The 26632-nt window shown below is 55.0% G+C and carries 25 protein-coding genes; 12 read left to right on the forward strand and 13 right to left on the reverse strand.

What is annotated here, in order from left to right:
* Positions 1–343: 343 nt before the first annotated feature.
* The 4 genes from KDX37_RS25190 to KDX37_RS25205 all read left to right on the forward strand — a co-directional run bounded on the left by KDX37_RS25190 (position 344) and on the right by KDX37_RS25205 (position 4323).
* Complete coding sequence (locus KDX37_RS25190) at positions 344–1945, forward strand: tetratricopeptide repeat-containing response regulator (protein ID WP_231655830.1); 1602 nt, start codon at positions 344–346, stop codon at positions 1943–1945.
* Positions 1942–2637, forward strand: coding sequence for a sensor histidine kinase (locus KDX37_RS25195; RefSeq protein ID WP_231655831.1), 696 nt, complete (start codon positions 1942–1944; stop codon positions 2635–2637). The genes KDX37_RS25190 and KDX37_RS25195 overlap by 4 nt, the downstream gene beginning before the upstream one ends.
* A 100-nt stretch (positions 2638–2737) precedes the next feature.
* Complete coding sequence (locus KDX37_RS25200; RefSeq protein ID WP_231655833.1) at positions 2738–3604, forward strand: hypothetical protein; 867 nt, start codon at positions 2738–2740, stop codon at positions 3602–3604.
* On the forward strand, positions 3601–4323 hold the full coding sequence (locus KDX37_RS25205) for a TylF/MycF/NovP-related O-methyltransferase (protein ID WP_231655835.1): 723 nt from the start codon (positions 3601–3603) through the stop codon (positions 4321–4323). Before KDX37_RS25200 ends, KDX37_RS25205 begins: the two co-directional genes overlap by 4 nt.
* A 50-nt stretch (positions 4324–4373) precedes the next feature.
* Here KDX37_RS25205 and KDX37_RS25210 read toward each other — a convergent pair whose 3' ends face one another.
* The 9 genes from KDX37_RS25210 to KDX37_RS25250 form a co-directional block, all read right to left on the reverse strand.
* The gene (locus KDX37_RS25210) at positions 4374–7883 is read right to left on the reverse strand and encodes a glycosyltransferase family 2 protein (protein WP_231655836.1); all 3510 of its coding nucleotides are present in this window, start codon (positions 7881–7883) and stop codon (positions 4374–4376) included.
* Between the two features lie 126 nt (positions 7884–8009).
* The gene (locus tag KDX37_RS25215; protein ID WP_231655838.1) at positions 8010–9245 is read right to left on the reverse strand and encodes an FkbM family methyltransferase; all 1236 of its coding nucleotides are present in this window, start codon (positions 9243–9245) and stop codon (positions 8010–8012) included.
* Between the two features lie 47 nt (positions 9246–9292).
* A complete protein-coding gene (locus KDX37_RS25220) occupies positions 9293–9913 on the reverse strand; it encodes an LbetaH domain-containing protein (RefSeq protein ID WP_231655839.1) in 621 nt (206 codons plus the stop codon).
* Positions 9910–11043, reverse strand: a complete 1134-nt coding sequence (locus KDX37_RS25225) for an aromatic ring-hydroxylating oxygenase subunit alpha (protein ID WP_231655841.1) — start codon at positions 11041–11043, stop codon at positions 9910–9912. The genes KDX37_RS25220 and KDX37_RS25225 overlap by 4 nt, the downstream gene beginning before the upstream one ends.
* A gap of 67 nt (positions 11044–11110) precedes the next feature.
* Positions 11111–11743: an acetyltransferase gene (locus tag KDX37_RS25230; protein WP_231655843.1), complete on the reverse strand. Its 633-nt coding sequence runs from the start codon at positions 11741–11743 to the stop codon at positions 11111–11113.
* A 14-nt stretch (positions 11744–11757) separates the two neighbouring features.
* Positions 11758–12531, reverse strand: coding sequence for an SDR family NAD(P)-dependent oxidoreductase (locus tag KDX37_RS25235; RefSeq protein ID WP_231655844.1), 774 nt, complete (start codon positions 12529–12531; stop codon positions 11758–11760).
* 27 nt (positions 12532–12558) lie between these two features.
* Positions 12559–13596, reverse strand: coding sequence for a ketoacyl-ACP synthase III (locus KDX37_RS25240; protein WP_231655846.1), 1038 nt, complete (start codon positions 13594–13596; stop codon positions 12559–12561).
* Positions 13597–13600: 4 nt separating this feature from the next.
* Positions 13601–13822, reverse strand: a complete 222-nt coding sequence (locus tag KDX37_RS25245; RefSeq protein WP_231655848.1) for an acyl carrier protein — start codon at positions 13820–13822, stop codon at positions 13601–13603.
* 49 nt (positions 13823–13871) lie between these two features.
* Positions 13872–15014, reverse strand: coding sequence for a DegT/DnrJ/EryC1/StrS family aminotransferase (locus KDX37_RS25250; RefSeq protein ID WP_231655850.1), 1143 nt, complete (start codon positions 15012–15014; stop codon positions 13872–13874).
* 393 nt (positions 15015–15407) lie between these two features.
* Here KDX37_RS25250 and KDX37_RS25255 point away from each other — a divergent pair, with 393 nt between their 5' ends.
* Both KDX37_RS25255 and KDX37_RS25260 read left to right on the forward strand, forming a co-directional pair.
* Positions 15408–16649: a glutamine synthetase family protein gene (locus KDX37_RS25255; protein ID WP_231655871.1), complete on the forward strand. Its 1242-nt coding sequence runs from the start codon at positions 15408–15410 to the stop codon at positions 16647–16649.
* 55 nt (positions 16650–16704) lie between these two features.
* A complete protein-coding gene (locus tag KDX37_RS25260; RefSeq protein WP_231655852.1) occupies positions 16705–18099 on the forward strand; it encodes an MFS transporter in 1395 nt (464 codons plus the stop codon).
* Positions 18100–18245: 146 nt separating this feature from the next.
* Here the strand turns inward: KDX37_RS25260 and KDX37_RS25265 are convergent, their stop codons facing one another.
* From KDX37_RS25265 to flgA, 4 genes are all read right to left on the reverse strand, one after another.
* Positions 18246–18992 carry a flagellar brake protein gene (locus KDX37_RS25265; RefSeq protein WP_231655854.1) on the reverse strand — a complete coding sequence of 249 codons (747 nt, stop codon included), beginning with the start codon at positions 18990–18992 and terminating at the stop codon, positions 18246–18248.
* An 82-nt stretch (positions 18993–19074) separates the two neighbouring features.
* Positions 19075–19542 carry a flagella synthesis protein FlgN gene (locus KDX37_RS25270; protein WP_231655856.1) on the reverse strand — a complete coding sequence of 156 codons (468 nt, stop codon included), beginning with the start codon at positions 19540–19542 and terminating at the stop codon, positions 19075–19077.
* Positions 19543–19591: 49 nt separating this feature from the next.
* Positions 19592–19909 carry a flagellar biosynthesis anti-sigma factor FlgM gene (flgM, locus tag KDX37_RS25275; protein ID WP_231655858.1) on the reverse strand — a complete coding sequence of 106 codons (318 nt, stop codon included), beginning with the start codon at positions 19907–19909 and terminating at the stop codon, positions 19592–19594.
* Positions 19910–20068: 159 nt separating this feature from the next.
* Positions 20069–20827 (reverse strand): flagellar basal body P-ring formation chaperone FlgA, encoded by a 759-nt coding sequence (flgA, locus tag KDX37_RS25280; RefSeq protein ID WP_231655860.1) that lies wholly within the window; start codon positions 20825–20827, stop codon positions 20069–20071.
* 78 nt (positions 20828–20905) lie between these two features.
* Here flgA and KDX37_RS25285 point away from each other — a divergent pair, with 78 nt between their 5' ends.
* The 6 genes from KDX37_RS25285 (at position 20906) to flgE (ending at position 26479) form a co-directional block, all read left to right on the forward strand.
* The gene (locus KDX37_RS25285; protein WP_231655862.1) at positions 20906–21832 is read left to right on the forward strand and encodes a chemotaxis protein CheV; all 927 of its coding nucleotides are present in this window, start codon (positions 20906–20908) and stop codon (positions 21830–21832) included.
* A 51-nt stretch (positions 21833–21883) separates the two neighbouring features.
* Positions 21884–22711: a protein-glutamate O-methyltransferase CheR gene (gene cheR, locus KDX37_RS25290; RefSeq protein ID WP_231655864.1), complete on the forward strand. Its 828-nt coding sequence runs from the start codon at positions 21884–21886 to the stop codon at positions 22709–22711.
* Positions 22712–23547: 836 nt separating this feature from the next.
* On the forward strand, positions 23548–23955 hold the full coding sequence (gene flgB / locus KDX37_RS25295; protein ID WP_231655865.1) for a flagellar basal body rod protein FlgB: 408 nt from the start codon (positions 23548–23550) through the stop codon (positions 23953–23955).
* A 3-nt stretch (positions 23956–23958) separates the two neighbouring features.
* On the forward strand, positions 23959–24399 hold the full coding sequence (flgC, locus tag KDX37_RS25300; RefSeq protein ID WP_002554316.1) for a flagellar basal body rod protein FlgC: 441 nt from the start codon (positions 23959–23961) through the stop codon (positions 24397–24399).
* A 15-nt stretch (positions 24400–24414) separates the two neighbouring features.
* Positions 24415–25092, forward strand: a complete 678-nt coding sequence (locus KDX37_RS25305) for a flagellar hook assembly protein FlgD (protein ID WP_231655867.1) — start codon at positions 24415–24417, stop codon at positions 25090–25092.
* 28 nt (positions 25093–25120) lie between these two features.
* The gene (gene flgE / locus KDX37_RS25310) at positions 25121–26479 is read left to right on the forward strand and encodes a flagellar hook protein FlgE (protein WP_231655869.1); all 1359 of its coding nucleotides are present in this window, start codon (positions 25121–25123) and stop codon (positions 26477–26479) included.
* Positions 26480–26632: the final 153 nt, after the last annotated feature.

Consider the following 26632-nt stretch of genomic DNA (forward strand, 5'->3'; position numbering starts at 1 on the left):
GAGTATTTGCGGGCCGCGAAGTCTCGCGGGTTAATGTGACTCAGCGCTCTACCTTTCCCTTCTTACCTCCGCCTTTTCGATCCAGCGCTCAAAAACGCGCTTTGTCGGCCCTCGATCGCTCGCAACTTTGATGTTCGTTCTATAGTTTCTACGGAAATGGTCGAAAAACTGGCTGTTGTTCGGCTTTTGCCGGTATGTGGCGAAGCAGCGAATGACATGACGTGTTTGATGGCGTATAGCCAATTGCTGACCTGCGCGTCCTTTAAACGGCTGAAGAGCCGGGTCTGTTATTTTTCGCAGACCACGAGTTTTCTATTTTCACCTCTCCCGTGCAGGTTTCCGGATGCTGGCGTACAACCAAAAAAGCTTTCTTATCGTCGATGACTTTTCCGACTTCCGCAGCTCGGTCAGGTCGATGCTGCGCGAGCTGGGCGTCAAGGAAGTGGATACCGCCGACAACGGTGAAGAGGCGCTGCGCATGTGTTCGCAAAAGCGCTACGACTTCGTGCTGCACGATTTCAATCTGGGAGACGGTCGCAAGAACGGTCAGCAGGTGCTCGAAGACCTGATGGTCGAGCGCCTGCTGAGCCACGAAAGCGTATTTATCATGGTCACCGCCGAGAACAGCCAGGCGATGGTCATGAGCGCTCTTGAGTGGGAGCCCGACGGCTATCTGACCAAGCCGTTCAATCGCGCGGGGCTGGCCCAGCGTCTGGAAAAGCTGGTGCAGCGCAAAACCCTGCTCAAACCGATCCTGCAAGCCCTGGACCGTCGCAAGCCGGTCGAAGTGCTTGCCGCCTGCAACAAGCTGATCGAGCAGGACCCGCGTTATGCGCCGTTGTGCCTGCGCTACAAGGCAGACGCTCTGCGTGACCTGAAGCAGAACGAGCCGCTTGAAGTGTTCCTCAGAACCATTCTCGCCGACCGTGCTACGCCATGGGCGTATGGCGCGCTGGGCAGTCTGCTGCTCAAGCGCGGCAAGGCTACCGAAGCCGAGGCAGTCTATGAACAGGCGATCAAGGCGTTTCCAACCATGCCTGCGTTGTTTGATGGCCTGGCCGACGTGCTGGTTGCGCGAGGTGACGCCAAGCGCGCGCAAACCGTGCTGGAAAACGCCGTACGCCTGTCGCCGCTGGCAGTCCGTCGGCAAAAGCTGTTGGGCAAGCTGGCATTGGGTAACGAGGACTTTGACAGTGCCTCCAAGGCCTATCGTCAAGCGGTTTCCCAAGGTGCTCATTCGCGCTTCAAGGACCCTGAAACCAACCTCGGTCTGGCGCATGCGCTGATCAGCAAGGGTGGCGATCAGGGGCTGGACGCGCGCACGCGCGTGGAGATCAACAACGCGTTGGGCGACGTTGCCAAGGAGCACACCAAGGATGAAGGTCTGCAGGTCCGCACGCGTCTGATGAAGGCCTCGAGCCTGCGGCATTCAGACCCGGAAACCGCAGCCAAGCTCACAGAACAGGCCATGTCCAGGCTCGAAGGCATGGAGCAGTTTCTCAGTGCCGACGCAGCCTTGATGGTCGCGGCACAGCTCAAGCAGCTCGGTCAGGAAGAGGCGGGCGCCGGTGTTCTGAAAAACTGCGCTGAAGTATATGGCGACGATCCTGCCGTCATGAAAAGCGTCGCCAGCATGACCGACGATCCGGCGATTCTGGGTGCCAACAAGGCGGCCATCGATTTCAACCTGCAAGGTGTGCGCAGTTACAAGGCTGGCAATCTGACCGAGGCTCAGGGGTTCTTCCGCCGGGCGCTGGAGTTGCAGCCTAAAAACATCAGCATTGCGTTGAACATGGCGCAATCGCTGCTGCACCCTGGACAAAGTCTGGGTGAAGCCGGGCTTGAAGAATGCCGTACCAGCCTGAAAATGGTCGGCAAGATCATGGACAGTGATCCACGTTACGAGCGTTATCAAAAACTCAAGGAAAGGGCGTTTGGCGCATGAGTGAGGAGATGCAGCAGGGGCTCGATTTTTCGATGGTGATTGCCTCCACCGTGCATGACATGAAGAACTCGCTGGCAACGCTGACCCAGGCGCACAGTCACTGGTTGACCAAGCTCTCCGGCGAGCAGCGCGATAACCCGGAACAGGCTGTGATCGAGTACGAGTTCGCGAGCCTCAACGGCATGTTGGTACAACTGCTGGGGCTTTATAAATTGGGCGTCAACCAGTTGCCGTTGCGCCCCGATTATCACGAGCTGGACGACTTCATCGAAGCGCAACTGGCGCACCACGAGGAAGTGCTGCTCAGTAAAGGCATAGTCGCAAGCTTTGAGGTCGACAACCTGAACCCGCTGGGTTTCTTTGATCGTGAGCTGGTCGGGTCGGTGGTTGCCAATATTCTGGTCAATGCGGTTCGCTTTGCCCGCCACAAGATCGTGATCAACGCAGGCGACCACAACGGCCAGTTGAAAATCACCATAAACGACGACGGTCCCGGTTATCCGGCGCACATGATCGAACATCAGACCGACTACGTACTGGGCATCAATCAGGGCAGCGGCAGTACAGGCCTGGGCCTTTATTTCGCGTCGCACATTGCGCGGCTGCATGCGCGCAACGATATGCAGGGTCGCATCGAAATCGCCAATGGTGGCTCGCTGGGTGGTGGTCTGTTCAGTATTTTTCTGCCCTGAAGAAACCGGTACGTGAGGATCGAGATGGCTCCGCGCTACTGTTTAGTTTGCTGCTTGCTGGCCGATGAATACGTCAGCGAGATATTTCAGGAGCAGAACCGTGAATTTGTATATCAACCAACTGCAAAAAAAAAGCAGCTTTCGAAGCTCGATTTACGCAGGTGATATTTTTCTGAACACTGACCTGCAGGCGCCTGCAAAGCTGTGTGCTTTTGCCAAAGAAAGCATCACGGCTGCTTTCGACGGCGAAACTGACCATCCGGCGCTGCACACGCTGATGCCGGTCGAGGAGTTTGTCGACAAGGTGACGCGCCTCAAAGGGCAGTTCACAAATTGCCTGGAGGTCAAGGAATTGATCCAGCGGTTTGTGCTGGAAATCGGTGCGGATCCTGATGATTACCTGTTCGATGTGCCCCGCATAAGGGTAGTGCCGAACTATAACTACCTGCATGCTGGCGTCAGTTATGCTTACAAACCTCATCGTGATACCTGGTACGGTGGCTCTAGCGCCCAGATCAATACCTGGATGCCGGTCTACACCATTGATCCGGACCAGACGATGATGATCAATCCGGAATACTTCTCGAAGCCGGTCAGTAATACTTCAGCCAATTGGGATCTCGCCGACTGGATCAATGTGCAGCGTCCCCTTGCTCGGGAGAACGTAACAGAAGAGGTTCGGGTGCATCCGGTTCCCCTGGAGGATATTTCCACTGCGTCCGAAATACGCATTGCAGCCAATGCAGGTGAAATCATCACTTTTTCGGGTAGCCATCTTCACGGTACCGTTCCCAATTACACTGATCGGACACGTTTCAGCATCGACTTCAGACTGATCCACATTGGCGACTTGCATGCAGGTCATGGCGCCAACAACGTTGATAGCGGTGCGCGAGATTCTGAAGCCGGATTCAAAGACCTCTTTCATGTCAGCGATTTTTCGCAATTCCAAGGAGTCAGCCAATGACCAAGCGCCGCCTGACGGGGCCCGAGGCCGAGTACAACGAAAAACGTGCAGACGTTCTGAAACGTGTGGATTCGCAATACGTGGCCGACGCCCCGTTTGTCTTTGCGAATCGTATCGCAGTGACCGCTGCTTTATCGCGCATCGAGCTGTTCAAGATGGTTCAGGATATTCCTGGCGCCATCATTGAGTGTGGTGTGTACAAAGGCAACTCATTGATGCTTTACATGCAGTTGTCGATGATTCTCGAACCCTATGCGATCAACCGTTCGATCATTGGTTTCGATACGTTTTCAGGCTTTGCAAGCATTGATGCCAAGGAAGATCCGGCGGACATCAACGAAAAAATGTTTTCCGACACTGATGAATCGATCATTCAGGACATGATCGATGCCAATGATCTTGTCCGTCCGGTCAACCGTATTCCACGTTGCGAGATCATCAAAGGCGACATCATGGAGACCGTTCCGGCGTTCCCCAAGACTCGCCCGGACCTGGTCGTAGCCATGTTGATCCTGGACACAGACCTGTACTCGTCGACCAAGGTAGCGCTGGAGACATTCCTGCCGTTCATGCCCAAGGGTGCAATCGTGGTGCTCGATGAAGTGGCTTACCGCAACTTTCCGGGGGAGACAAGCGCATTGCGTGAAGTGCTGGACTTGAACAAGGTCGAACTCAAGCGACTGCCTTTCGATTCGTGCGTCGGCTATTTCCGCATTTGAATCCGCGCCAGTCCTGTGGAGGTTGTTCACAGGACTGGCTGCTTCTCGCTCTACCTCTCAAGCCAGGCTGTACGCAAGCCATGCAGGTGATCGCCTTCCAGCATCCAGTCTTGAAGCACCTGACGTCTCAATTCGTCACCTGATTGCGCTGCAGCGTCCAGATCGTTGATGTGCGCTCTGATTGCGGCTATCCAGTCTGGCGCTTCATGCCTGATGCGGGTGACTGGCAAAGCGCTGTTCATATCAGCCTCGCCAGCGTAGATCACCGGAAAGCCACAAGCGCCATACTCAAGCAATTGAAGAAAGTCGGTGTCAGTTCCGGTACCCGGCGCAATGATCGCCACGTCCAGCCACATACCAGCTACCGCACTCGGATAAAGCTCTCCGGATACAAGGCTGCGTCGTTCATGTAGCCAAGGGGCCAGTTCAGCAGGGCATTCGCCCATTACAACCCATTCGACTTCATGGGCGAGCGCCCTGACTACGTCTTGAATCATGTTCCAGTCAGTCGCCTTGAAGCTGCGATATGTAGTCCAGCCGACCCTGGGCTTCAACCCTGAGCGTCGAACGATCCACTGATTGCGCCATGCCGGTGAGAGCCTGCTCTCCAGCACTCGGATCTGTGGATGGATGCCATCCAGTGCGCTTGCCAGCGATGCAGATGCGACGACCAATTTGTCGATAAAACTCAACGCCTGCTTTAACGACTGTCGCGATTCTGCGGATTTCGGGTCTGAAAAAGCCGGATACTCAATCATGTCCATGATCTTCAGGGCCGATGAACAACGGGTGCTCTCACGCAACTGGTGCAGGTCTTCCAGTGTCGCCGCGCCTTGAAGAATGATCGTGTCCGGGTGCAGGCGTTCCACGTCTACAGGATTCAAGGTGGCCGTGCACGTAGCGCCTTCTACCGAGCCACTTTCCTGCAGGGTTTTCAGCGGCCTTGCGATTCGGCTTTCGGCCAGGATCGAGTGCGCTTGGCTGTGGCTCAGAATAATCGGCAAGGGCCGCCAGCACAGTGGCTGCCAGCTGAGACTATTGTCGGTGTTCAGCTCAAAGCCGGCGCCCGTCAGAGAAAGATTGCTGTTGTAGGCTCGATCGCGCGCCAGGGCTGGTAGCCATTTCTGTTTGATATGCTGACGTTCCAGTGCCATTTGCTGGCGAGCTTCATCAGGCTCATACACAACTGCAGCGTGGCGCTCCTGAAGCAGTCTGACATGAGGAGTCCAAACGATCAGATGGCCTGTTGCCGACACTCTCAAGCACAAATCCACATCACTGAAGGTCAGCACCAGGGACTCATCAAACCCACCCACGGCGTCAAAAAGCGATCTGCGCACCATCATGCAGTCTGAGGTGACTGCGCTGTAGTTCTGATCCACGATAAGGCGCTGCATATAGCCACTGGATGTGGGTTGTTCGCCGCAGAACACCCTTGAAGCGATACCCCCCAGACCCAGGATCATGCCCGCATGCTTTACGCTGCTGTCAGGATTGAACAGTTTCGCGCCGACCAGACCTACCTCCGGACGCAAGGCATGATTGAGCAGGTTCTCCAGCCAGTCGCTGTGCAGCACAGCGGTGTCACCGCTCAACAGCAGCAGATATTCACCATGTGCCTCTTCAGCGGCCAGGTTGTAAATCCATGAAACATTCAGCGGGCCGGTATAGCGGAGGATCCTGATCCTGTCGTCATCCATTGACTCGACGGCTGCCAGCCAATCCATCGCATCAGGGGCTTGGCAACCGTTGTCGATAATCAGAATTTCATAATAGGGGTACGCACTTTTCTCCAGAATGCTTTCGATACAGCGTTGCAGCAGAGCCAGGCGATCCGGGGTGGGTACCAGAATGGAGATCAGCGGGCGGTCCTGATGGCCATAGCACAATTGGTAATGACGGTCGTGGGTCTGGATGATATCGCTGTGGGGATAGCCGCGAGCTTCAAGGTGGCGCTGCAAGGCGCGGACTTCATTCGCACTTTGCTCCAGAACCGGTGAAGGGCAGGTCAGCAGTGGCTCGCAGATATGCTCCAGTCCATCGAGACCGCTGTCTTCGATCAAACGCAGGATGAGGTCCAGTTCCAGTGCGTCAGAGAAGGTCTCGTCGATGCCGCCGATGTCCATCACTGCCTGACGATTGAACAACCAGTGCCGGCTCATGCCTGCAGGAAAGCTGAGCAAATAATCCAGATTGAAGTCGGGTCGTAGCGCAGCGTGGATCGCCCCATTGGGCTGTAGATAGAGCTCATCCGCGTAGAGGGCCCTGCAGGTCGGGAGCCTGGTCAGATTCAACACTACTTGCAGTAATCCGCTTGCGGTGAACTGCTCTCCGGCGTCTGCCAGCATGAACCAGTCGGCCTGGTGTTCACGCAGCAGGCGTGTCAGCACCTGAGGTCGGCTGTCGTCGTGCGTCTCGATCCAATGAATGGGCTGGCCCGTTTTACCGTCATCCACGAAAGGCGCGCCAGACAGCAGCGCTACGCTGATATGACCTGAAAGGTTCACGCTGTCGCTCAGGCTTTTTAGCGTGGCTCGCACTCGCTGCTGCTGGTTATCCATATCGCTGATGACGATCAGTATGGTCGGCATCAGAGGATGGTTTTCAAGGTAATCGTCTATCAGGGCCTGCTGCGTGCGGTCGGGGACACGTTGAGCCAGCCAGCTGTTGATGGCGCGGTTTTCTGGATTGGGTAGCCGCATATACTGGCTGTGCAGATCAAATGCGATGAAGTTTTCCGGGTCGGCCAGCGAGGCAACTTTAACAATCGCGTTATTTTCGGAAAGTCGTGTCCAACCTGCTTTTCGGGCTATCAGGCGCAAGCGCGTAACAGAGTCGATATTGGTTCGCAGGTCTTGTTGAGTGGCGTGGCTGAATTGCTGGCGAGACACGCGAAAACTGCTAAGGGGACGAGCCAGTACTGCAAGATTGCCCCGACGCAGCAACTTGATGAAAAGTGCCAGGTCTCCAATCCCGTCCACGCCCTCTCCGCCGAAGGCCATGATGTTACGGTCCAGGCTCAAAAGATCCTGACGACGACACATGACCGCACTGGGTTCGCCAATGAAGTTGTAGGCAAACTGCCCGATAAAAGAGGCCAGCTCTGTGCCATGTATGAGCACGTCCTGCGAGAATGCCGGACGCGTCATGTCTGTGTCCGGAAGAGGCTCTCCGTGTTCGCCAATACGCCGACGCTGAGAGGTCGCAATAGTAATGCTTCGATTGCCGTCCATAGCCTCGAACAGCTGACTTACACACGCTGGTTGGAGAAGGTCGTCGTCATACAAGAACTTGATGTAATCGCCAGACGCTTCCTGCACAGCTTTCAACAGATTGAGAGCCTCACCCAAAGGGACTTCGTTACGAAAATAGCGGATCGGCCACCGGCTTGCCACCGACAGCCGATCGACAATGCGTTTTATGGCGTCGCTGGGGCAGTCGTCACAGATCACGATTTCCAAAGCATCATGATCCTGCGAAAGGGCGCTTGTCAGAGCCGCCTCAAAATAGTCAGCCTTGTAGGCTGGGGTAACGATGCTGACTAGTCGGGAGGAGATCATCAAAGTTCCTGAAGCGAGGAAAGCCTACTGCAAAGGGATCAAAGGCTGGCTGTTCGTGGGCATGTCCATCGACGAGGTTTGAAGAGACGAGCGCTTTACCCGTCTCTTCGTGCCCGCAAGGGTTGCTCAATAAAAATACAGGCAGGTGTCCCACCGTTCTTCGGTGTGATGGCGGATACCGATTTTGTAATCGCCACGCACACTTTCTATGTAGTCGGTTATGTCCAGCAGATCCGTCGCGCGATGATAGGCTGAGATCGCCAATCTTGGCTTGCTGTGGACGATGTGGTTTTGCCCGCCTTTTAGCGTGGGAAGCTCTGAGCCTTCAATGTCCATTTTGATGATGCTTGGCTCATCGCTCAGAATATCGTCAAGCTTGCGAATGGCGACATTTTTGCAAGCGGCATTGTCATTCGGAACAGAAAGCAGGTGCCCGCCGTGCCCGCCTTGATGCATGAATGGCATGTCTCCGGTCTCATTGCCCAGCGCATACCCCAGCAGCTGAATGGAGCCTTTCTCCATCAGAGAGTAATTCTGTTCATAGTCGGTGATGAAACTTGAAATCGTTTTCTGGTTGATTTCGTCAGGTTCAATCATCCAGATCTTTTTGAAAACGCCTTGGGTCGCATCAATGAACGCCTTCGCCGACTCTGCGATCGAGGCGCCGCAATCCACAAACACTTCGTGTTGATCGGGCACCCACAACCCGGAGCGGAAATAGAGGGTTGGATAAGGCTTGGCGATATTCAGAATCCATTCAGGGTTGCACGTCAAGTGGCTGAGCAACACGCTGAACAGTGTGATTCGGGAATAGTCGTCATCCAGGCGATCTGCAAGTTTGATGAACCGGGATAAATTGCCCGCAATGTAGGAGCCCCAGTCATCAATACGGTGGTCTTTGGTGGGCGATGCTGCCAGCCATCGCATACTTTGCTCGAAGTTGAGCATCGGGATCGTATGACGCTGAGTCAGATTTTTGAAGTAACGTCGGGAGTAGTCATACCTGCATGCATTGACGCTGACGAGCTCTGTCGAGCGTGCGAGGCTTACGAATGCATCGCTGGTGATGATCGGGTAACCACGGAAATCGTTGTTGTCTTTTGCCTTGAAGTCGTCAACAACCGCTATGATGTTGGCGCGGTGTCCCACTTCGTTGATGAAAGCATGAGAGAAATCGCCCGTCCCCAGCAATACAATCGGGCAGGTCTCGCCGTGACTTGCATAACGAGCCTGTGCAAGAGCCGGGATACAGAAGCATGGATTCAACTGATATTGACCCACAGCAGATTCAAGCTGGGCCTGGAGCTGTTGAGAGTCTCCACTGACGCCAGAAATTGAAGGAAGTGATAAAAAGCTTTGCATGTTGCCGCTACCTTTTTTGAGTGGGGAACCTTGCGTCTGGAAGCCCATCAGTGTTTAAAGATCCGCGCGCCCTCAGGCATAAGATCATCGAAGAATGAGTAATCAGGAAGACGAGACGGGATTTTGCCGCCTAACAGCCATTCACAATGTCGGCCTATTTGCGCTCCTTCTGCCGCCTGACTTCCGCTGGAAAGAGTTGATCCTCTGCCTATCTCGACGCTGCGTTCTACGATGACGCCAGCACGCAGGGTGACACAAGCGCCTAGCCGTACGCCGTGCTCAAGTGTGACTTGCCTGTCAAGCCAACAACCAACGCCAATACTGCTGTCACCCGCAATGCTGCAGCGGGATCCGATATACACGTTGCCGAGCAGGCGAACATTATCTTCTACCGCAGCAGTAGGAGAAATTAGATTTATCAGCGGGTAACCGGCCAATCGTATGTCGGCAATCAGTTTGTGCCGCGCGAAATTAACGGCTCTTTCGTCAAGTGCCACAAATATCCGGGTGTCAGTGGCGGAGTAGTGTTGAAGTATTGGCGTCAGGTCGTAATTATAATGGTCGACCGAAGTCAGCGAGATCTCACTGAACGACAAGCCCATTTCGCTGGCGGTATATCGGGCTTGTGTCAGCGCATGACCGTCCCCGATTAATAGATGCTTTGTCATGCATGTGCCTTCAAAATATTGTCCCGGTACCAGAGGTGCTGCTGAACGATATGAGCCTCGTAGTCACCGTGCATGAACCTGCCCGAGTGTGAGCCCAAGCCATCCTGAAGTTTCTCAAGAATAACAGTGTCCTCTGCGATGACCTTACGCTCGCCACGCATTAGCGTGCTCAGTAAGGCAGTAAAGTCAGTTTGAACACTTTTGCGTTTCGCCGTCATCATCCAGAGATGGTAGTCCGTGACGCCCGGCGACACGGGGTCATATTGTTGAAACAAGAAATGCTCGCCTCTGACTCCGCAAAAGTTGACGTTGGGGTACAGAAACCAGTTGTAATAATTGTTGTCGTCGCCTGGCGTATCACACAGGTGAGAGAACCAGTTCGTGTGCGGTTTCAGAGGGCCGACGGTGCTGTAACTCAACGACGACAGGGACGGTGCCTCTCGCGATTTGAGAAGCTCGACCACAACCGAGACTCCGCCGGGTTCGATTGGCTGGGTGTGTCTCGTGTTTTTTTCCAGCATGGGCGAAAATGTGGTGGGGTGTACAAATTGGAGGTGGTTGTAGTCCTTTACGTTTTCCATGTTCAGCTTCCAGTTATATCTCACTGGATGGCAACTATAAATAATGTGGGTGTCCAGACGAGACGATACATCACGCAGCACTTGCAGATGTTCCTCTGAAAACTGCTGGCTGATAGGCATCGGCTCGCTGTCAAAGTTGATAAACAGTAACTGGCCTACTTCGAGGATATGCAGCTTTTTCAGGCAGATCTTCTCTCGCTCAGGAGGGGTGAACTGGTAGAGCCCCTGATTTGGCATACCCCGCAATTCGCCTTCCGCGCCGAATGACCACGCGTGGTACGGGCACACCATGGCGCGTTTACCGGTGGCATCCGTTTGAATAGCTGACAAACGGTGAGGGCATTCGTTTACGAACGCTCGTATACCCGCTTCGGTACGCTGGACAAAGATGGGTACGCCGGCGACTTTTCTGGAAAAAAATTGATTCTGTTGTTGGACCATTGAAGTGAAGCCAACAAATGTCCATAACTTCCCAAAGAGATTTTTTTGCTCTTGCGAGAAGGTTTCTGTACTCAGGTAATGTTGTGCATCTAATGCGTGACGCGGCATGAGTGAGTCCTTGGGGCTTCCTGCTGTCAAGGCAGCTCACGGCCTGACTGGCGGGTGCAGTTGTTTTCTAGCGCTGAAATGTAACGCGCGCAGGGTTACCGAGAACGGTTGCGCCGGGTGGGACGTCCTTGAACACAACGGCGCCCATGCCGACTACAGCGCCATCACCAATGGTGACTCCTCGGGAGATCATGGCGCCGGAATGAATAACAACCCCTTTTCCAACCTTTACGTATCCTGCCAGCAAGCAACGAGCACCCACATGAGCATAATCGCCCAGGACGACGTCATGACCCAATAATGCATCCTGATCTACATAGCAATAAGCGCCGATTCGACAGTCCACGCCGGTGCACACGTTATAAGCGAAGAACGTGGGTCCGTATTGGGTGCGTACTCCTATTTGACAGCGTGTTCGCACAGAAATGAACTCCGCCCCTTTCTCAGCCAACTGCACTACTTGACGCTCTCTGCTCGCAGGGTCGCCGATGGCTGCAACGAAAAGATATTCCGAACGGGGTTCAAAACTTTCCGGATGACCAAGCCAAGGGTAAAAGAGGTCATCGGATACCGTCGATGGGCCTCTTTCGTCAAGAAATCCTGCAATCACCCAATCAATACCATGAGCGTAATCGGTTTGCAGTTGGGCCAGGCTTTGGCGGCCCAGACCTCCGGCGCCAACAATAATAATTTTTTTCATGTAGCCGCCCTGTGTCAAGTGACTGTCAATCCACCGTCCATTATTAACGTTGAGCCTGTTATCCAACGGCTTGCATCTGATAAGAAAAATACTGCTGCGTTAGCAATGTCCTCTGGTTTTCCAAACCCCAGCGGGTGGCTTGCATGATGCTCTTCTATAGGCTTTAAGTTCATGACGTCGAACGTCAGCATGGGGGTATCCACAAACGAGGGCGCAAGGCAGTTGGACCTTATACCGTGCTTGGCGACCTCCGTAGACAGGCAGCGGGACAACGCAATCAGCGCCGCTTTACTGCCCGAGTAGGCGCCCACGCCAGCGATACCGATCTTGGCAGCTATTGACGAGATGAACAGGATTGATCCATTTCTGGCGATCTTGTTCCGGATAAGCAGTCCCTGGGTTATCAGCATCGGGGCTTCGACATTGATCGCGTGGATACCTCGAAGATGCTCCTGAGTCATCATGCGAACCGGGGAAAGTCTGGAGATTCCCGCACAATGCACCAGCCCGTCAAAGCGTTCTTCAGCGGCAGAAATCAAGCGCGTGCGATCCACCTCAATTGTCAGGTCAGCCGAAACTGCCTGATGCGCCAGATCAGAAATGGCCTGAAGTGAAGAGAGTGTCTCTGCCAGACGCTGTTCATCGCGACCTGTCGCCAGGACCAGGGCACCCATTTTAGCGCAGGTGAGCGCTACCTCCCTGCCGATACCGGAAGATGCGCCCGTTACCAGAATGCGTTTTCCGGCCAGGCTGAAAGGATTGAATGGCGTATCAGGGCTTGCTGTCATCTTTACTACTCTCCGGCTCTCGGACTCTCAGGATTCAATAAGATCTGGAAACTTGGCACCATCAAGATCAATCAGGCACGTTCCCCAGGACAGGCCTATTCCAAAGCCTGACAACAAAATTTTCTTTTTACCTTCAAGCTGCTTATTGATTCGAGCCGTCATGGTGACGGGAAGCGAGGCACCGCTGGTATTGCCGAAATCACGTAATGTTGAGGGCACTTTTTCTACCGGCAATGCGAGTTTTTTACGAATGGTCTCGTTGATCATTCGATTGGCTTGGTGGAAGATGAAGTAGTCCACATCTTCCTTGGGAGTATCGGCATACTCGAGCAATTTTTCGACCGCTGGCGGGATACGCTGGGTCGAAAAGCTCAATACGGCTGAGCCGTCCAGTTGCAAATCAGTAGGGCGGCGCCAATGGTCGGTTTCATGTTCACGGTAAGGAATCAGATGCTGAAAACTTACAGGTTCACGATGGCCGCCGACAGGCAGAATAATTGCTTTGTAACCACTACCATCGCTATTCAGATCAAAGTACATGGGGGGTGCATCGGCACAGAACTCGAGCGCCGTAGCAGTGCCTGCATCAGAAAAAATGGGATCATCCATACTCGCGGCCCGATCGCCAACCAGCACCAGGCCTTTCTTGACGCCGCCCGCTGCGATCATCGAACCCAGCAGATTTATACCGAACGGGTAGCCTGAGCAGCCCAGATTTACGTCAAATGCTATTGTGCTGTGACTAAGCCCCAGTCGATCCTGCAAAATGATTGCAGTGCTTGGAATGAGATAGTCCGGCGACTGAGTCACGACGATCAGAGCGTCGATCTCATCACGTTGCCACTCCAGCGTCTCGAGCAGCTTTTGCGCAGCATCAAAGGCCATGTCCGAAAAGCACTGCCAGGAAGGCGCCATGCGCCGGAACTCAATACCGATGTTGCGAACCAGCCGTTCACGCTCTCCGCGGATTTCCGGGCGGCAGTCAACCAGATTGGAAACAACCGCTTTAGGAACGCACGTGGCCATTCCGGCAAATCTGACGTTGTTCAGCGTGGACAGAGGCATAAGCTCAACCTACCAGTTTGTAGAGGTCGGAGACGGTGACAGCATCATGCAGATGCTGTCCGGTAATGACTTTTTTATATTGAATATCAAAAAGCACTATCACGCCCAGCGCTGCCAGTGAGTCCCACTCGGCCAAGCTGCGCAGCTCTGTTTCCATGGTCAGTACTACTGGAACCTGGAAATCAGTAGCGGCCAACAGGTCTTCGATAAATTGTTCCTGATTCATACATCTACTCCAGTTAAAAAGGGTATTGAAACGTATAGTCGCAGCGAACTTAGGTGTAGCTGACGCCTTCACTGGCAACGTTTCGACCGCGCTCGCGGATGATCGAGACGACTCTTTCTATATCGGCCGCCTGCAGATCTGGATAGATCGGCAGGCAAATGACTTTGCGAGCTACTTTTTCAGCCTCAGGTGTGGGATGTCGCCGCATCGAATCGATTTCCTGATAGGCAGACATATGGGTAATCAGAGGATAGAAATAGCGTCGTGCGAAAATGTTTTGTTCTTTGAGCGCCTCGTACAACTCATCCCGGTCAAGTGGGTAATCGTCTTCCACAATCATCGGCAGGTAAGCATGGTTGGCGACGCAATCGGATCGTGTCTTGTGCAAACGGATGCCGGGTGTAGCGGCCAGGGCTGTTCGGTAGGCGTCATCAATCGATTCGCGCCTCTGCAACGCCTGATCAATGTACTGCAGTTGCAGGAGCCCAAACGCTGAGCTGATCTCGTTCATCTTGCCGTTAATGCCAGCGGTGACCACAGTGACCTCATCGACGAAACCGAAGTTACGCAACTGATCAACGTGTTCTTTGGTTTCAGCGTCCGGGCTGATAATTGCGCCGCCTTCGAACGTATTGAACACCTTGGTTGCGTGCAGGCTCAATACGCTCAGATCGCCGTGGCGCAGGACGCTACCGTTTGCGTCTTTTACACCGAACGCGTGGGCAGCGTCGTAAATGACCCGCAAATCATGTTTGTCAGCAATGGCCTGGATAGCGTCCGTATCGCAAGGGTTGCCGTAACAATGAACCGGCATGATAGCGGTGGTTTTCGACGTAATGGCCGCTTCGATCCTGTTTGGATCAATATTGAACGTAAGCGGATCAATGTCCACGAACACCGGAGTCAGCCTGTTCCATACCAGGGCATGTGCAGTCGCGACGAAAGAGTAGGGCGTTGTGATGACCTCGTCCTTGATCTCAAGTGCCTGTAGCGCGGTGATGAGAGCGGTAGTGCCGTTGTTAAAGAGCGAAAGGTGCCTTACACCCAGATGGTCAGCCAGCGCGGTTTCGAGTTGCTGATGAAAAGGTCCATTGTTGGTCAGCTGCTTGCTGTGCCAGATCTGCTCCAGGTACGGTATGAATTCTTCCAGAGGTGGGAGCAGAGGGCTGGTGACCGGGATGATTTTGTCCATAATAATCACTAATTTTCTCAGAGCCGAACATCGGCAACCGCATTGAGCGCCCCACCTGCAGTGGTTATTTACCTAATCGGCCGTTGGTGCCAATAAATTAGCGCGTGTAGAAGGTTTATTTGTCGCATGCAAGACATCTGCCAGTTTTTTGGGCTCAGGCCCTGCCGGGATCCAGGATCCAAGGCTGTTGTCTTGCTCGGAAACGCCGTTTCTGCGCGAAAAATTCACTTGGGCAGAGCTCATTTGTGAGACCTGTCCTGCAGTTGGCAGATACCCGTCAAGGATTGAGCAATGACCCGCAATGACCCCCTCTCACTGGCGCAGCAGCTCGTGGGGATTGATGAAATTGAATGTGTCACTCCGGACCTGAACGGTGTGCCGCGTGGCAAGGTGATGACGGCCGAGGGTTTTCTGCAAGGGCGTCGTCTGCAGATGGCCCGAGGGGTATTGCTGCAATGCATCATGGGCGGCTATCCGCCAGCGCGGTTCTACGGCAGTGATGACGGTGATCTGGCGCTGATCGCCGACCCTGAGCAGATTCACCGACTGCCCTGGAGTGACGAGCCGCGTGCGCTGGCGATCTGCGACGCCGATGAGCTGACCGGCGAGTCCTGCGCGCTCTCGACACGCGGGCAGCTCAAGTCGGTGATCGCCCGGTACGCGTCACGCGGGTTGGTGCCCGTCGTAGCGACCGAACTCGAATTCTTCGTGTTCGCACCCAATCCCGATCCGCTTTTGCCGTTTGTGCCACCCTCCGGGCTGGATGGCCGACAAGAGCAGGGCTATTCGGCGTTCAGCGTCAGCTCCAACAACGGACTGCGTCCCTTCTTCAAAGAGGTCTACAGCGCCATGAATGCGCTGGGCCTGCCCCGCGATACGTTCATGCACGAGATGGGCGTCAGCCAGTTCGAGATCAATCTGCTGCACGGCGACCCGCTGCAGTTGGCGGACCAGACCTTTCTGTTCAAGCACCTGCTCAAGGAAGTGGGGCTCAGGCACGGTTTGAGCGTGGTGTGCATGGCCAAGCCGCTGGCCCTGACGCCCGGCAGTTCAATGCACCTGCATCAGAGCGTCATTGATGCAACGTCCCGACGTAACGTATTCAGCGACGAGGACGGGCAGCCAACGACAACCTTTCGCCACTTCATCGGCGGCCAACAGGCTTGCATGGCTGATCTGACAGCCTTGTTCGCGCCCAACGTGAACTCTTACCAGCGCCTCTGCCATCCGTTTGCATCCCCCAATAACGCCTGCTGGTCGCATGACAACCGGGCGGCGGGTCTGCGGATTCCAGCCAGCGGCCCCGAGGCACGCCGTGTGGAGAATCGTTTGCCGGGTGCCGATGCCAATCCGTATCTGGTCATCGCGGCGAGTCTTGCGGCGGGGTTGTACGGGATCGAGAACGCACTGGAACCGACCGCCGCTGTGCAGGGCGAAATCGAGGTGCCGCAAGAATTGTCATTACCCTGTACCTTGCATGCCGCTCTTGAACGTCTGAAATGCAGTCATTTGGCCAAGGAACTGTTCGGGCGAGAGTTCATCGAAGGTTACATCGCTTCGAAGACCATGGAATTGACCAGTTTTTTTGATGAGATAACCCCTTGGGAGCGGCGCGTGCTGGCTGCTCAAGTTTAACAATCGTCGTACTGGACGCGTCCCTCGGGGAGGCGTCCTTATTTATGGAACGTTGATGCGTCAAATCTGGAAGTCTTTTCGAGCGCTTTATTTTGCCTCGCTGATGATGTTGATCGGCTCGGGTCTGCTGAGTACCTACCTTGCGTTGCGTCTGGCCGCTGATCAGGTTGACAGCCTGTGGGTCGGTGCGTTGATGGCTGCCAACTATTTTGGTCTGGTGCTGGGGGGCAAGATCGGCCACCGCCTGATCGGTCGTGTCGGTCATATCCGCGCTTATGCCACCTGCGCCGGGATCGTCGGCGCAGCGGTGCTGGGCCATGGCCTGATCAGTTGGCTCCCCGCCTGGCTGATCCTGCGGGTCATTGTCGGCCTGGGAATGATGTGCCAGTACATGGTTATCGAAAGCTGGTTGAACGAGCAGGCAGAAGCCAAGCAGCGCGGCATGGTGTTCAGTGGCTACATGATCGCCTCTTACCTGGGCCTTGTGCTCGGGCAGCTGGTGCTGGTGGTCCACCCGCAACTGGGCCTTGAGTTGCTGATGCTGGTCGCGCTGTGTTTTGCCCTGTGCCTGGTACCGGTCGCCATGACCCGTGCGATTCACCCTGCGCCGCTGCATCCGGCCCCGCTGGAGCCGCGTTTCTTCATGAAACGGGTGCCGCAGTCGTTGACCGCGGTGCTGGGCGCAGGGCTGATCATCGGCTCGTTCTACGGCCTGGCGCCGGTCTATGCCGCCGAGCAGGGGTTATCGACAGAGCAGGTGGGTCTGTTCATGGGCTGCTGCATTCTGGCGGGCTTTCTTGTGCAGTGGCCGCTGGGTCTGTTGTCGGACCGCTATGATCGATCGGTGCTGATGCGTGTGTTCGCGGCAGCGCTGGTAATTGCTTCTCTACCGTTGGCGGTGCTGCCGAGCGTGCCGGTTGAAGTGCTGTTCGGCGTGGGCTTCCTTGCTTCTCTGATGCAGTTCTGCCTGTATCCTCTGGCGGTCGCATTCGCCAATGACCACGTAGAGGCCGAGCGGCGCGTGTCGCTGACTGCCATGTTGCTGATGACCTACGGCATCGGAGCCAGCATCGGGCCGCTTGCGGCTGGTGTGATCATGAAGGCTTTTGGCGGGCATATGTTGTACGCCTTCGTCTGCGGCGCGAGCGTGATTCTGGTATTGCTGATCCGTCCGAAGGCAGTCACCCACCTGCATCAGGTCGAAAATGCGCCGCTGCATCACATCGCGATGCCCGACAGCATGTCCAGCTCACCGCTGGTCGTCGCACTTGACCCACGTGTGGATGAACAGGTGGTGCAGGATCAGATGCAGACAACCGCAGAGCCGGAAGTCGTCGATGAAGTGCACGACGAAGCTGTGGCTGAGCCGCTGGAAGAGTCCGTGCACGCAGCTGCCCCTACGCCACCTGACGGTGAGCGTGAGAGTGAGGATGAGACCTGGAAAGCCTGATGCAGGCGATACAGCGCCAAGAGCAGTGGCTTGGGCTTGCAGCCTGGGCCTGGCGCTTGGGCTTGAAGTCTGCGGCCTGATCGAAGAGCGTAGAAGAGGAAAGTGATTGCGGTGCAGCGACCGCAATCACCTGACAACGTGGCGTATCAGAAGTCGTCGTCTTTATCGAAGCGACGTGCCTCGCGTTGCAGCTGATACACAAAACGCTCCACCTGACGCTGCACGAGCCCACTCATGTTGTGAAAGCGCACGCCAGCGAATGTGGTGTGAACCCTTTCTTCAAAATGCAGATACCGGAGTTCGACCGGCGCAGTCATTGCTCCGAAAGGCAGGCGTGCGATAAAGCGCTCATAGACTTGGCCCAGCTGCATGCGCTCAGACAAATCCCCTTCGAAACGCAGCTTGCAGCCGGTCGCAGAGATGTCGAGCAGTTTGCCTTTGAGGGGAGACTTGAGTTTTTCGCCACCGATCTCGATGTCGACCAGCTGTGCCAGCTTGAGTGCCGCGCGAAACGCATTGCGGCGCTGGTGATAGATCACTTCCTCAGGGAGCGGGCCACGGTAGAGGCGCTGACCGTCTGTGTCGACGATTGTCATTTGCTCAGAGCTTTCCCAGGCAATACGCACACCGTCGTGAAAGCCTTCGACACGGAAAGATTCACCGTTGCTCAGGAATCGTTCGCCATCGCGCGGGATCATTTCATCGAGGGCCATGACGTTACTGTCACGGTCGACTTCTATCAGATAACTCTGGAAGCGCTGGGCGCGCTCATGAAAGGTGATGATCAATGGATCATGACTTTCGAGAAGTAACCGCAGGTTAGCGGCGATTTCCAAGGATGTGTTCAACACCTTTGGGGGCTGCGGAGCATCATCCGCGCTTGAGCCATTCACGTTCTTACATCTCCAGGCAAAATACTACGGCAATGCAACAACAAGCATTCTGCCACTACGCACAGAACCTTTATACAGGAAGTTACGCTTGGCTGAGAGGGCGTGGTTTCGCTCTTCCTGCCGTCGATCCCCGATTGTCATAAAGTGTCGGTGTATCTCCACCATTCAAAATGCGCAGTTGATGAGCTGTCGTAACCTGCTGCAACTGGATGAGGCCGCCATTTTGTTCATTGACTGCCTGGCACTGAGCGAGCAAAGCCGTGAGTTCTTCACCCGCTGCAAAGAGCTGCTCACCCAGAGCAGACTGACTCGCAAGCAACCCCAGACCCTCTCGGTTGGGAGGCAGGCCCAGATCGACAAGCAATTGGCTACGTTTGCGGCCATGCTGTTCGAGCACAATGACCAGCGCCTGTTTCTGCGCCAGAATATGCTCCATTTCGAACATGTCACGGCCTTGCAGAACGATAGATTCAGCCTGCAGGAGCTCAAACAGCTGACGTGCAGGAATGATGTCGTCATTGATCATCTGAAGCAAAATAGTGTCTTGCATCGCATGCTCTGGTTATCAAGCGTCCAGAATATCCAGCGCGAGCAAAGTGCTAGCGTTGGGTCTCGAAATTAAGCAACTTGCTGGCTACGCGGTTGCTGTCCACTGTATAGGTGCCGTCAGCGATGGACTGCTTGAGTTCGGCAACGCGAGCGCTGTTGACGGTCGGCAGATCGGACAGCTTGTCAGTGATTTTCTGCAACTGTTGAGCCTCACTGCTCAGAGAAACGGTTTCCCCGGTGCTTTTGACGCCTGCAGTGCTGCTGGCAGCCGTTGACGCATCGGTCTTGCTGATTTCTTTCGTTGCGTTGGTGCGCGATGCGCCACCCACGGACTGGGAACTGTTAAGGCGACTGAAGTCTATGACCATGATAAAAAACCTCTGGGTGTTTGGACGCTTGCCTTGTTTTCGGCTAACCCCGATAAAACTTTAGGCTCGTCGTGATAAAGCTTCTCAATAGAAGCCGGCACCGTCGGGAAATTCACCGCAGTCTAGAAAAAACGCACGTTCTACGCTACCTCAAAGTGTTCACATGGCGACTTCCACCTGCCCGGGCCCGGTTATGCTGGCCTTGATGACCCGGTTGGAATTCAGGTTTTTCACCCGTATCTGTTCGTTGAAGCCTCCATCTGACAGCGCCTCGCCCGGCATGCGGACCGCCAGCGACCCAGTGCGCGCAATGATCACCACTTGATCACCCTTGTGGATCATTTGCGGCTGTTGGAGCGCCACCGGCGTCACGACCTGGTCGATGACCATTTGTCGGACAACCTTCTGCCCGACTGCCTGGTCCAGCGAAGCCAGAAATCCCAGGCCAAGGCTGCTGACATCACGCTCACGCATTGCGACATCGTCCTCGGTCACAATGGCATCACGTTTAAGCGGGCGCATTACCGTCACTACGTTGCGAAACAGCTGTACCTGAGCAGGAACAAACACGGTCCACGGGGAGGAGCCTTCGCAACGCACGCGTACTGTCACTCTGCCAACCGGGCGCGGGCTTTCCAGTGTGGCTGTCAAATCCTTGTCGCAAAAACCCATGCGCATCCGGGGATCAAGTTGCTTGACCTGTATGTCGTGACGCCCATCAATCTGATTGGTCGCCAAATAGTCTTCCACAGTGAACTCAAGAAACCCCTGGGTGACGCCGATAAGCTGTTCAGGCAGTGTGAAATTCTCTGCATGGCTGTAGCTGGCCGTGCTTGAAACGCACAGCAAGGCGATTGCGCATAGAAGCCTTCGGGTCTCTAATGCAAGGTGTCGAGAAATTGTCGTCAGTGTGTTCATGACGTATAAAAAGCAAAGCCCGTGCCGTTTACCAATTTGGTGTGGGGTCAACGGTCTCTTGGGTAAGGGGGGTTCGGCATGGCAGGTGTAATGGATTCGGTAAACCAGCGAACTCAGTTGGTGGGTCAGAATCGCCTTGAGCTGCTCTTGTTCCGTCTCGACGGCAAGCAGCTCTACGGGATCAACGTATTCAAGGTCAAAGAAGTACTGCAATGCCCGAAACTGACCATCATGCCCAAGTCGAGTCCGATCGTACGTGGCGTTGCCAGCATTCGCGGCGGCACCATCCCGATTCTTGACCTGGCAATGGCGACAGGCTCAACGGGCATGATTTCGCTCGTCAATTCGTTTGTCATCATCACTGAATACAACACCAAGGTTCAGGGCTTTCTGGTGCATTCGGTCGAACGCATTGTCAACATGAACTGGGAAGAGATTCATCCACCACCCAAGGGCACGGGCCGCGACCATTATCTGACCGCGGTCACACGCGTCGATAACCAGTTGGTCGAGATCATCGACGTGGAGAAGATCCTCGCCGAGGTTGCGCCCATTTCCGAAGAGGTTTCGGTTGGGGTCATTGATGAAGAAGTTCATCACAAGGCGATTTCGCTGCGCGTCCTGACGGTCGATGACTCATCAGTGGCCCGCAAGCAGGTAAGTCGCTGTCTGGAAACGGTGGGTGTCGAGGTAGTTGCCTTGAACGACGGTCGTCAAGCGCTGGATTACCTGCGCAAGATGGTCGAGGAAGGCAAAAAACCCCACGAAGAATTTCTGATGATGATCTCCGACATTGAAATGCCGGAGATGGATGGCTATACCCTTACAGCGGCCATTCGTAATGACCCGCGCATGCAGAAGCTGCACATCACCTTGCACACCTCGCTTTCCGGGGTATTCAACCAGGCGATGGTGAAGAAAGTCGGCGCTGATGACTTTCTGGCGAAATTCCGCCCGGATGATCTGGCGGCCAGGGTTGTTGCGCGAATAAAGGCAGCAGAATAAATAGCCGGGGGCGTCGCTCCTGGTGATTCACATGATTTGAGAGGCGGCACCTTGTCTACGGGTAATTTGGATTTTGATCAGTTCCGGGTATTTCTGGAAAAAGCCTGTGGCATCTTGCTTGGTGAAAACAAGCAGTATCTGGTGTCCAGCCGCCTCAACAAGCTGATGGAACAGCAGAGCATCAAATCGCTCGGCGAACTGGTTCAGCGCATTCAGACCCAGCCGCGCAGTGGTTTGAAGGAGCAGGTGGTCGATGCAATGACGACCAACGAAACCCTGTGGTTTCGCGATACCTACCCCTTTGAAGTGTTGAAAAACAAAGTGCTTCCGGAGCAGATCAAGGCCAGCCCCGGCCAGCGTCTGCGTATCTGGTCGGCAGCCTGCTCGTCGGGTCAGGAGCCGTTCTCGTTATCGATGTCCATCGACGAGTTCGAGCGTAGCAACCCGGGCCAGCTCAAGGCTGGCGCGCAGATTGTTGCCACGGATCTGTCCGGTGCGATGCTTAACAACTGCAAGACCGGCGAATACGACAGCCTGGCAATCGGTCGTGGCTTGTCGCCGGATCGTCTGCAGCGTTTTTTCGACGTGAAATCACCGGGTCGCTGGGCGATCAAAGCGCCGATCAAGAGTCGCGTGGAGTTCCGCTCGTTCAACCTGCTCGATAGCTACGCGGCGCTGGGCAAGTTCGACATCGTGTTCTGCCGCAACGTGCTGATCTACTTCTCCGCTGAAGTGAAGAAAGACATCCTGCTGCGCATCCACGGCACGCTCAAGCCGGGCGGCTACCTGTTTCTGGGGGCCTCCGAAGCCCTCAATGGTTTGCCCGATCACTACCAGATGGTTCAGTGCAGCCCAGGAATCATCTACAAGGCCAAGTGATTGGCGACAGGTGCACTCAATAAAAAGAGACTTCCGAGTCTCTTTTTTTATGGGTATCGGGTTGAACCGACGGCTGATATTGCTACTTCATTTCTGCGAGAGACGGCGCACCTCCAAACGCACTCCCACTGAAACCTCGATTTCAGGTTGAACACCATACCCGTTGACGCCCCTGTGGGAGTCAGCCGGGCGGCGTACCGTTTGCTGACGAAGAGGCCGGTATGTTCACAGAGTTTTCTCAACAAGATCAAAGAAAGCCCAGCCAAGTAAGCCCGAAAACAAACAGCGCTTTTCTCCCACGATAGCCGCGACACCACAGAATGCGACGCAAGGTGCAGGCTGAGTCCTGGCGCTGATCCGGTTGGCAATCGGCAGGATGCCGATTGAGCTGCACCGGGCCATGGATGGCCCGTTGCAGCGACCGCCGGATCAGCGTCAGAACGAAGGAATCCGCCGCAGGCGGACCCAGCCGGAGCCTGGGGCTTTGCCCACTTTGGCCCCATCAAAGTGGCTCGCCGAGGGGCGAAAAGGTGACATGAGTCAGACTCCGATACCACTGAGTTCACAGCCTGGCACGCCTCAATAAAGTCACACCACCTGAACCCGGCCGTGAGCAGGCATCGAGCCGCGACCCTCTGATGGCATCCCATACTGGCAAAAAAACGGCACCCACCTTGCCGCTTTGCCTCTCAATAGCGGAAATGTCTTGCCGCTTTTCTGGCATTGCCGCCTGTTCTACGTCTCCGGTGCCCGTAATCATTGGGTTTTACAACATGGCACGCCGATTGCTTTGTCAGTAACAACAGAATCAGGTCAACCGGCAAAGGTTTCCCGACATGAGCATCAGTTTCGATAAAGCGCTAGGCATTCACGAAAAGGCCCTCAACTTCCGGGCTCAGCGCGCAGAGGTGTTGGCCAACAACATTTCCAACGCCGACACCCCGAACTTCAAGGCACGCGACCTGAGCTTTTCTTCGGTGCTGGCCGCCGAAAGCGAAAAGACCCAGAACGGCCATTTCGTACTGAACAAGACCAATAGCCGTCACATCGAAGCTGAAGGCATGAGCGACGAGGACGGTACTTTGATGTATCGCACTCCTTCGCAACCTTCGTTGGACCAGAACACCGTCGATTCGCAAGTCGAGCAGGCCAGCTACACCGAGAATGCCATGGGCTTCCAGGCCAGCTTCACGTTGCTCAACAGCAAGTTCAAAGGGCTGGTTGCAGCCCTCCGAGGAGAATAATTCATGTCCCTCGCCAATGTATTCAACATTGCCGGTAGCGCCATGAGTGCCCAGACCACGCGTCTGAACACCACGGCCAGTAACATCGCCAACGCCGAGACCGTGTCGTCGAGCATGGATCAGACCTACCGCGCTCGTCACCCGGTGTTCGCCACCGTGATGCAGGGTCAGCAGTCCACCGGCGGTTCGCTGTTTCAGGATCAGGGCGAAGCCGGGCAGGGTGTTCAGGTCAACGGCATTATCGAAGACAGCTCCAACCTCGAAGCGCGCTACGAGCCTAATCATCCTTCGGCTGACAAGGACGGGTATGTCTACTACCCCAACGTCAATGTCGTGGAAGAAATGGCCGACATGATTTCCGCCAGTCGTTCGTTCCAGACCAACGCCGAAATCATGAACACCGCAAAATCCATGATGCAGAAGGTTCTGACCCTCGGTCAGTGATAGAAGGCGAACGACATGGCCGTTGAAAATAATATTGCGACAGGTTTTTTAGACAAGCTCCAGAACCCTACGCCAACGAAAACCGATTCGACAGGTACGTTGGGCAAGGATTCATTCCTGCAATTGCTTGTCACGCAGATGAAGAATCAAAACCCGTTGGACCCTCAGGACAACACGCAATTCGTGGCACAGCTGGCTCAGTTCAGCAGTCTCGAAAGTATGCAGAACCTGACCAGCACGGTTGATTCGATTGCAACCAGCTACAAGTCCTCCCAGGCGTTGCAGGCATCGTCTCTGGTTGGGCGCTCAGTGATCATTGATGCGAGCTCGACCACCGTCGATACCGCAAAAGGCATGACCGGCTCGATCGTCGTGCCGGGTTCCAGCTCTGTGACCTCGGTCAAGATCTACGATGCTCAGTCAAATCTGGTCGACACCGTCGATCTGGGCGCACAGAAAGCCGGCACCACCAGTTTTGCCTGGGACGGCCAGGCCAGTGATGGAACGACTGCACCTGCTGGCAGTTACTCGTTCATAGCCGAAGGTTCGATCGACGGCAAGAACACCCAGCTTTCGACGTATCTGCCAGCGACCGTCAACAGCGTCACGCTGGGCGTCAATGGTGCGGAAACAATGCTGAATCTGGCCAGCGGCAGTGTCGCCCTGTCCAAAGTTCAAACGATCGGAATATAGAGCCGACTAGACGGCGCAGGAGTGGATTATGTCTTTCAATATCGGTCTTAGTGGGCTCTATGCTGCAAACAAAAGCCTCGACGTAACCGGCAACAACATTGCCAACGTCGCGACCACCGGTTTCAAATCATCGCGTGCCGAGTTCGCTGACCAGTATGCTCAGTCTATTCGTGGTACCTCAGGTACGACCAATGTGGGCAGCGGCGTAAGTACGGCTGCAGTTGCTCAACAGTTTTCACAGGGCAACCTCACGACGGGCACTGCCAACAGTCTTGACCTGGCGATCAATGGTAACGGCTTCTTCATGCTGAGCAATAACGGCGAGAAGCTCTATACACGTGCCGGCGCGTTCCATACGGACAAGGACGGTTTTGTCGTCAACAGTTCCGGGATGAACCTGCAGGGCTATAACGTCGATGCCAATGGCGCGGTTGTTGCGGGCGCGTTGAGCAATCTTCGTGTTGACTCCTCCAACCTGACACCTTCGTCGACCAATGCCATCACTAACGTTGCCAACCTGAATTCAACGGCAACTATTCCTGCGATCAGTACTTTTGATCCGGCGGATACCAAAAGCTATAACGTGAAATACAGCACGCCAACCTACGACTCTCAGGGTAATGCGCACACGCTGGATCAATACTTTGTGAAGACCGGCACCAATACATGGAGCATGTACTCGTTGATGGATGGTCGGAGTATCAGTTCTCCAGCCTCGACCACACCTCCTGTTGCCCCGGTACCTGACAAGAATGACCTCAGTTTCGATGCCAACGGCAAACTTGTCATTGCTGCAACGGGAACTCCACCGGGTGTGGTACCTACGGACAGTCCTAACATCAAGTTCAATACTGACGGCACGTTCACCGTAAGTAACTGGAAGCCGGCCGTACAGGTGGGTACCGGTACGTCAGCCACCTGGGCGGAAAACGGCGCTACCGGCGCTGCTGAAATCAAGCTCGATATGATAGGCATCACTCAGACCGCTTCGGTTTCGGGTCTGATCACTCAGTCCCAGAACGGTTACGCGACGGGCCAGATCAGTGCCATGAGCGTGGACTCGACGGGTAACCTGTTTGCAACCTACACCAACGGTCAGTCGAAGGTGATCGGTCAGGTGTCGCTCAGCAATTTCGCCAACGTTCAGGGATTGGCGCAAGCGGGTGGCACCAATTGGCGTGAAACGTTCTCCTCGGGTGTTCCGGTCAGCGGCGCTCCTGAGTCAGGCACCCTGGGTTACCTCACAGGGCAGGCACTTGAAGAGTCCAACGTTGACCTGACAATGGAGCTCGTCAACCTGATCAAGGCGCAAAGCAACTATCAGGCGAACGCGAAGACGATCTCTACGCAGAGCACCATTATGCAGGCCACTATTCAGATGACCTGATAAAGGTCTGTCCAAAGTGATAAAAGCCCCTGTTACAGGGGCTTTTTTTTGCGCTGTGTCCCGTCCTGAATAAGGTTTACACCTTCTGACCTTTCCTCAGGAGGATTCAATGGACTCAGGCAAAAGGCGTAGCCAGCGCGATTACACGCTAGC

The sequence above is a fragment of the Pseudomonas californiensis genome (assembly GCF_021147775.1).
GTDB lineage: Bacteria > Pseudomonadota > Gammaproteobacteria > Pseudomonadales > Pseudomonadaceae > Aquipseudomonas > Aquipseudomonas californiensis.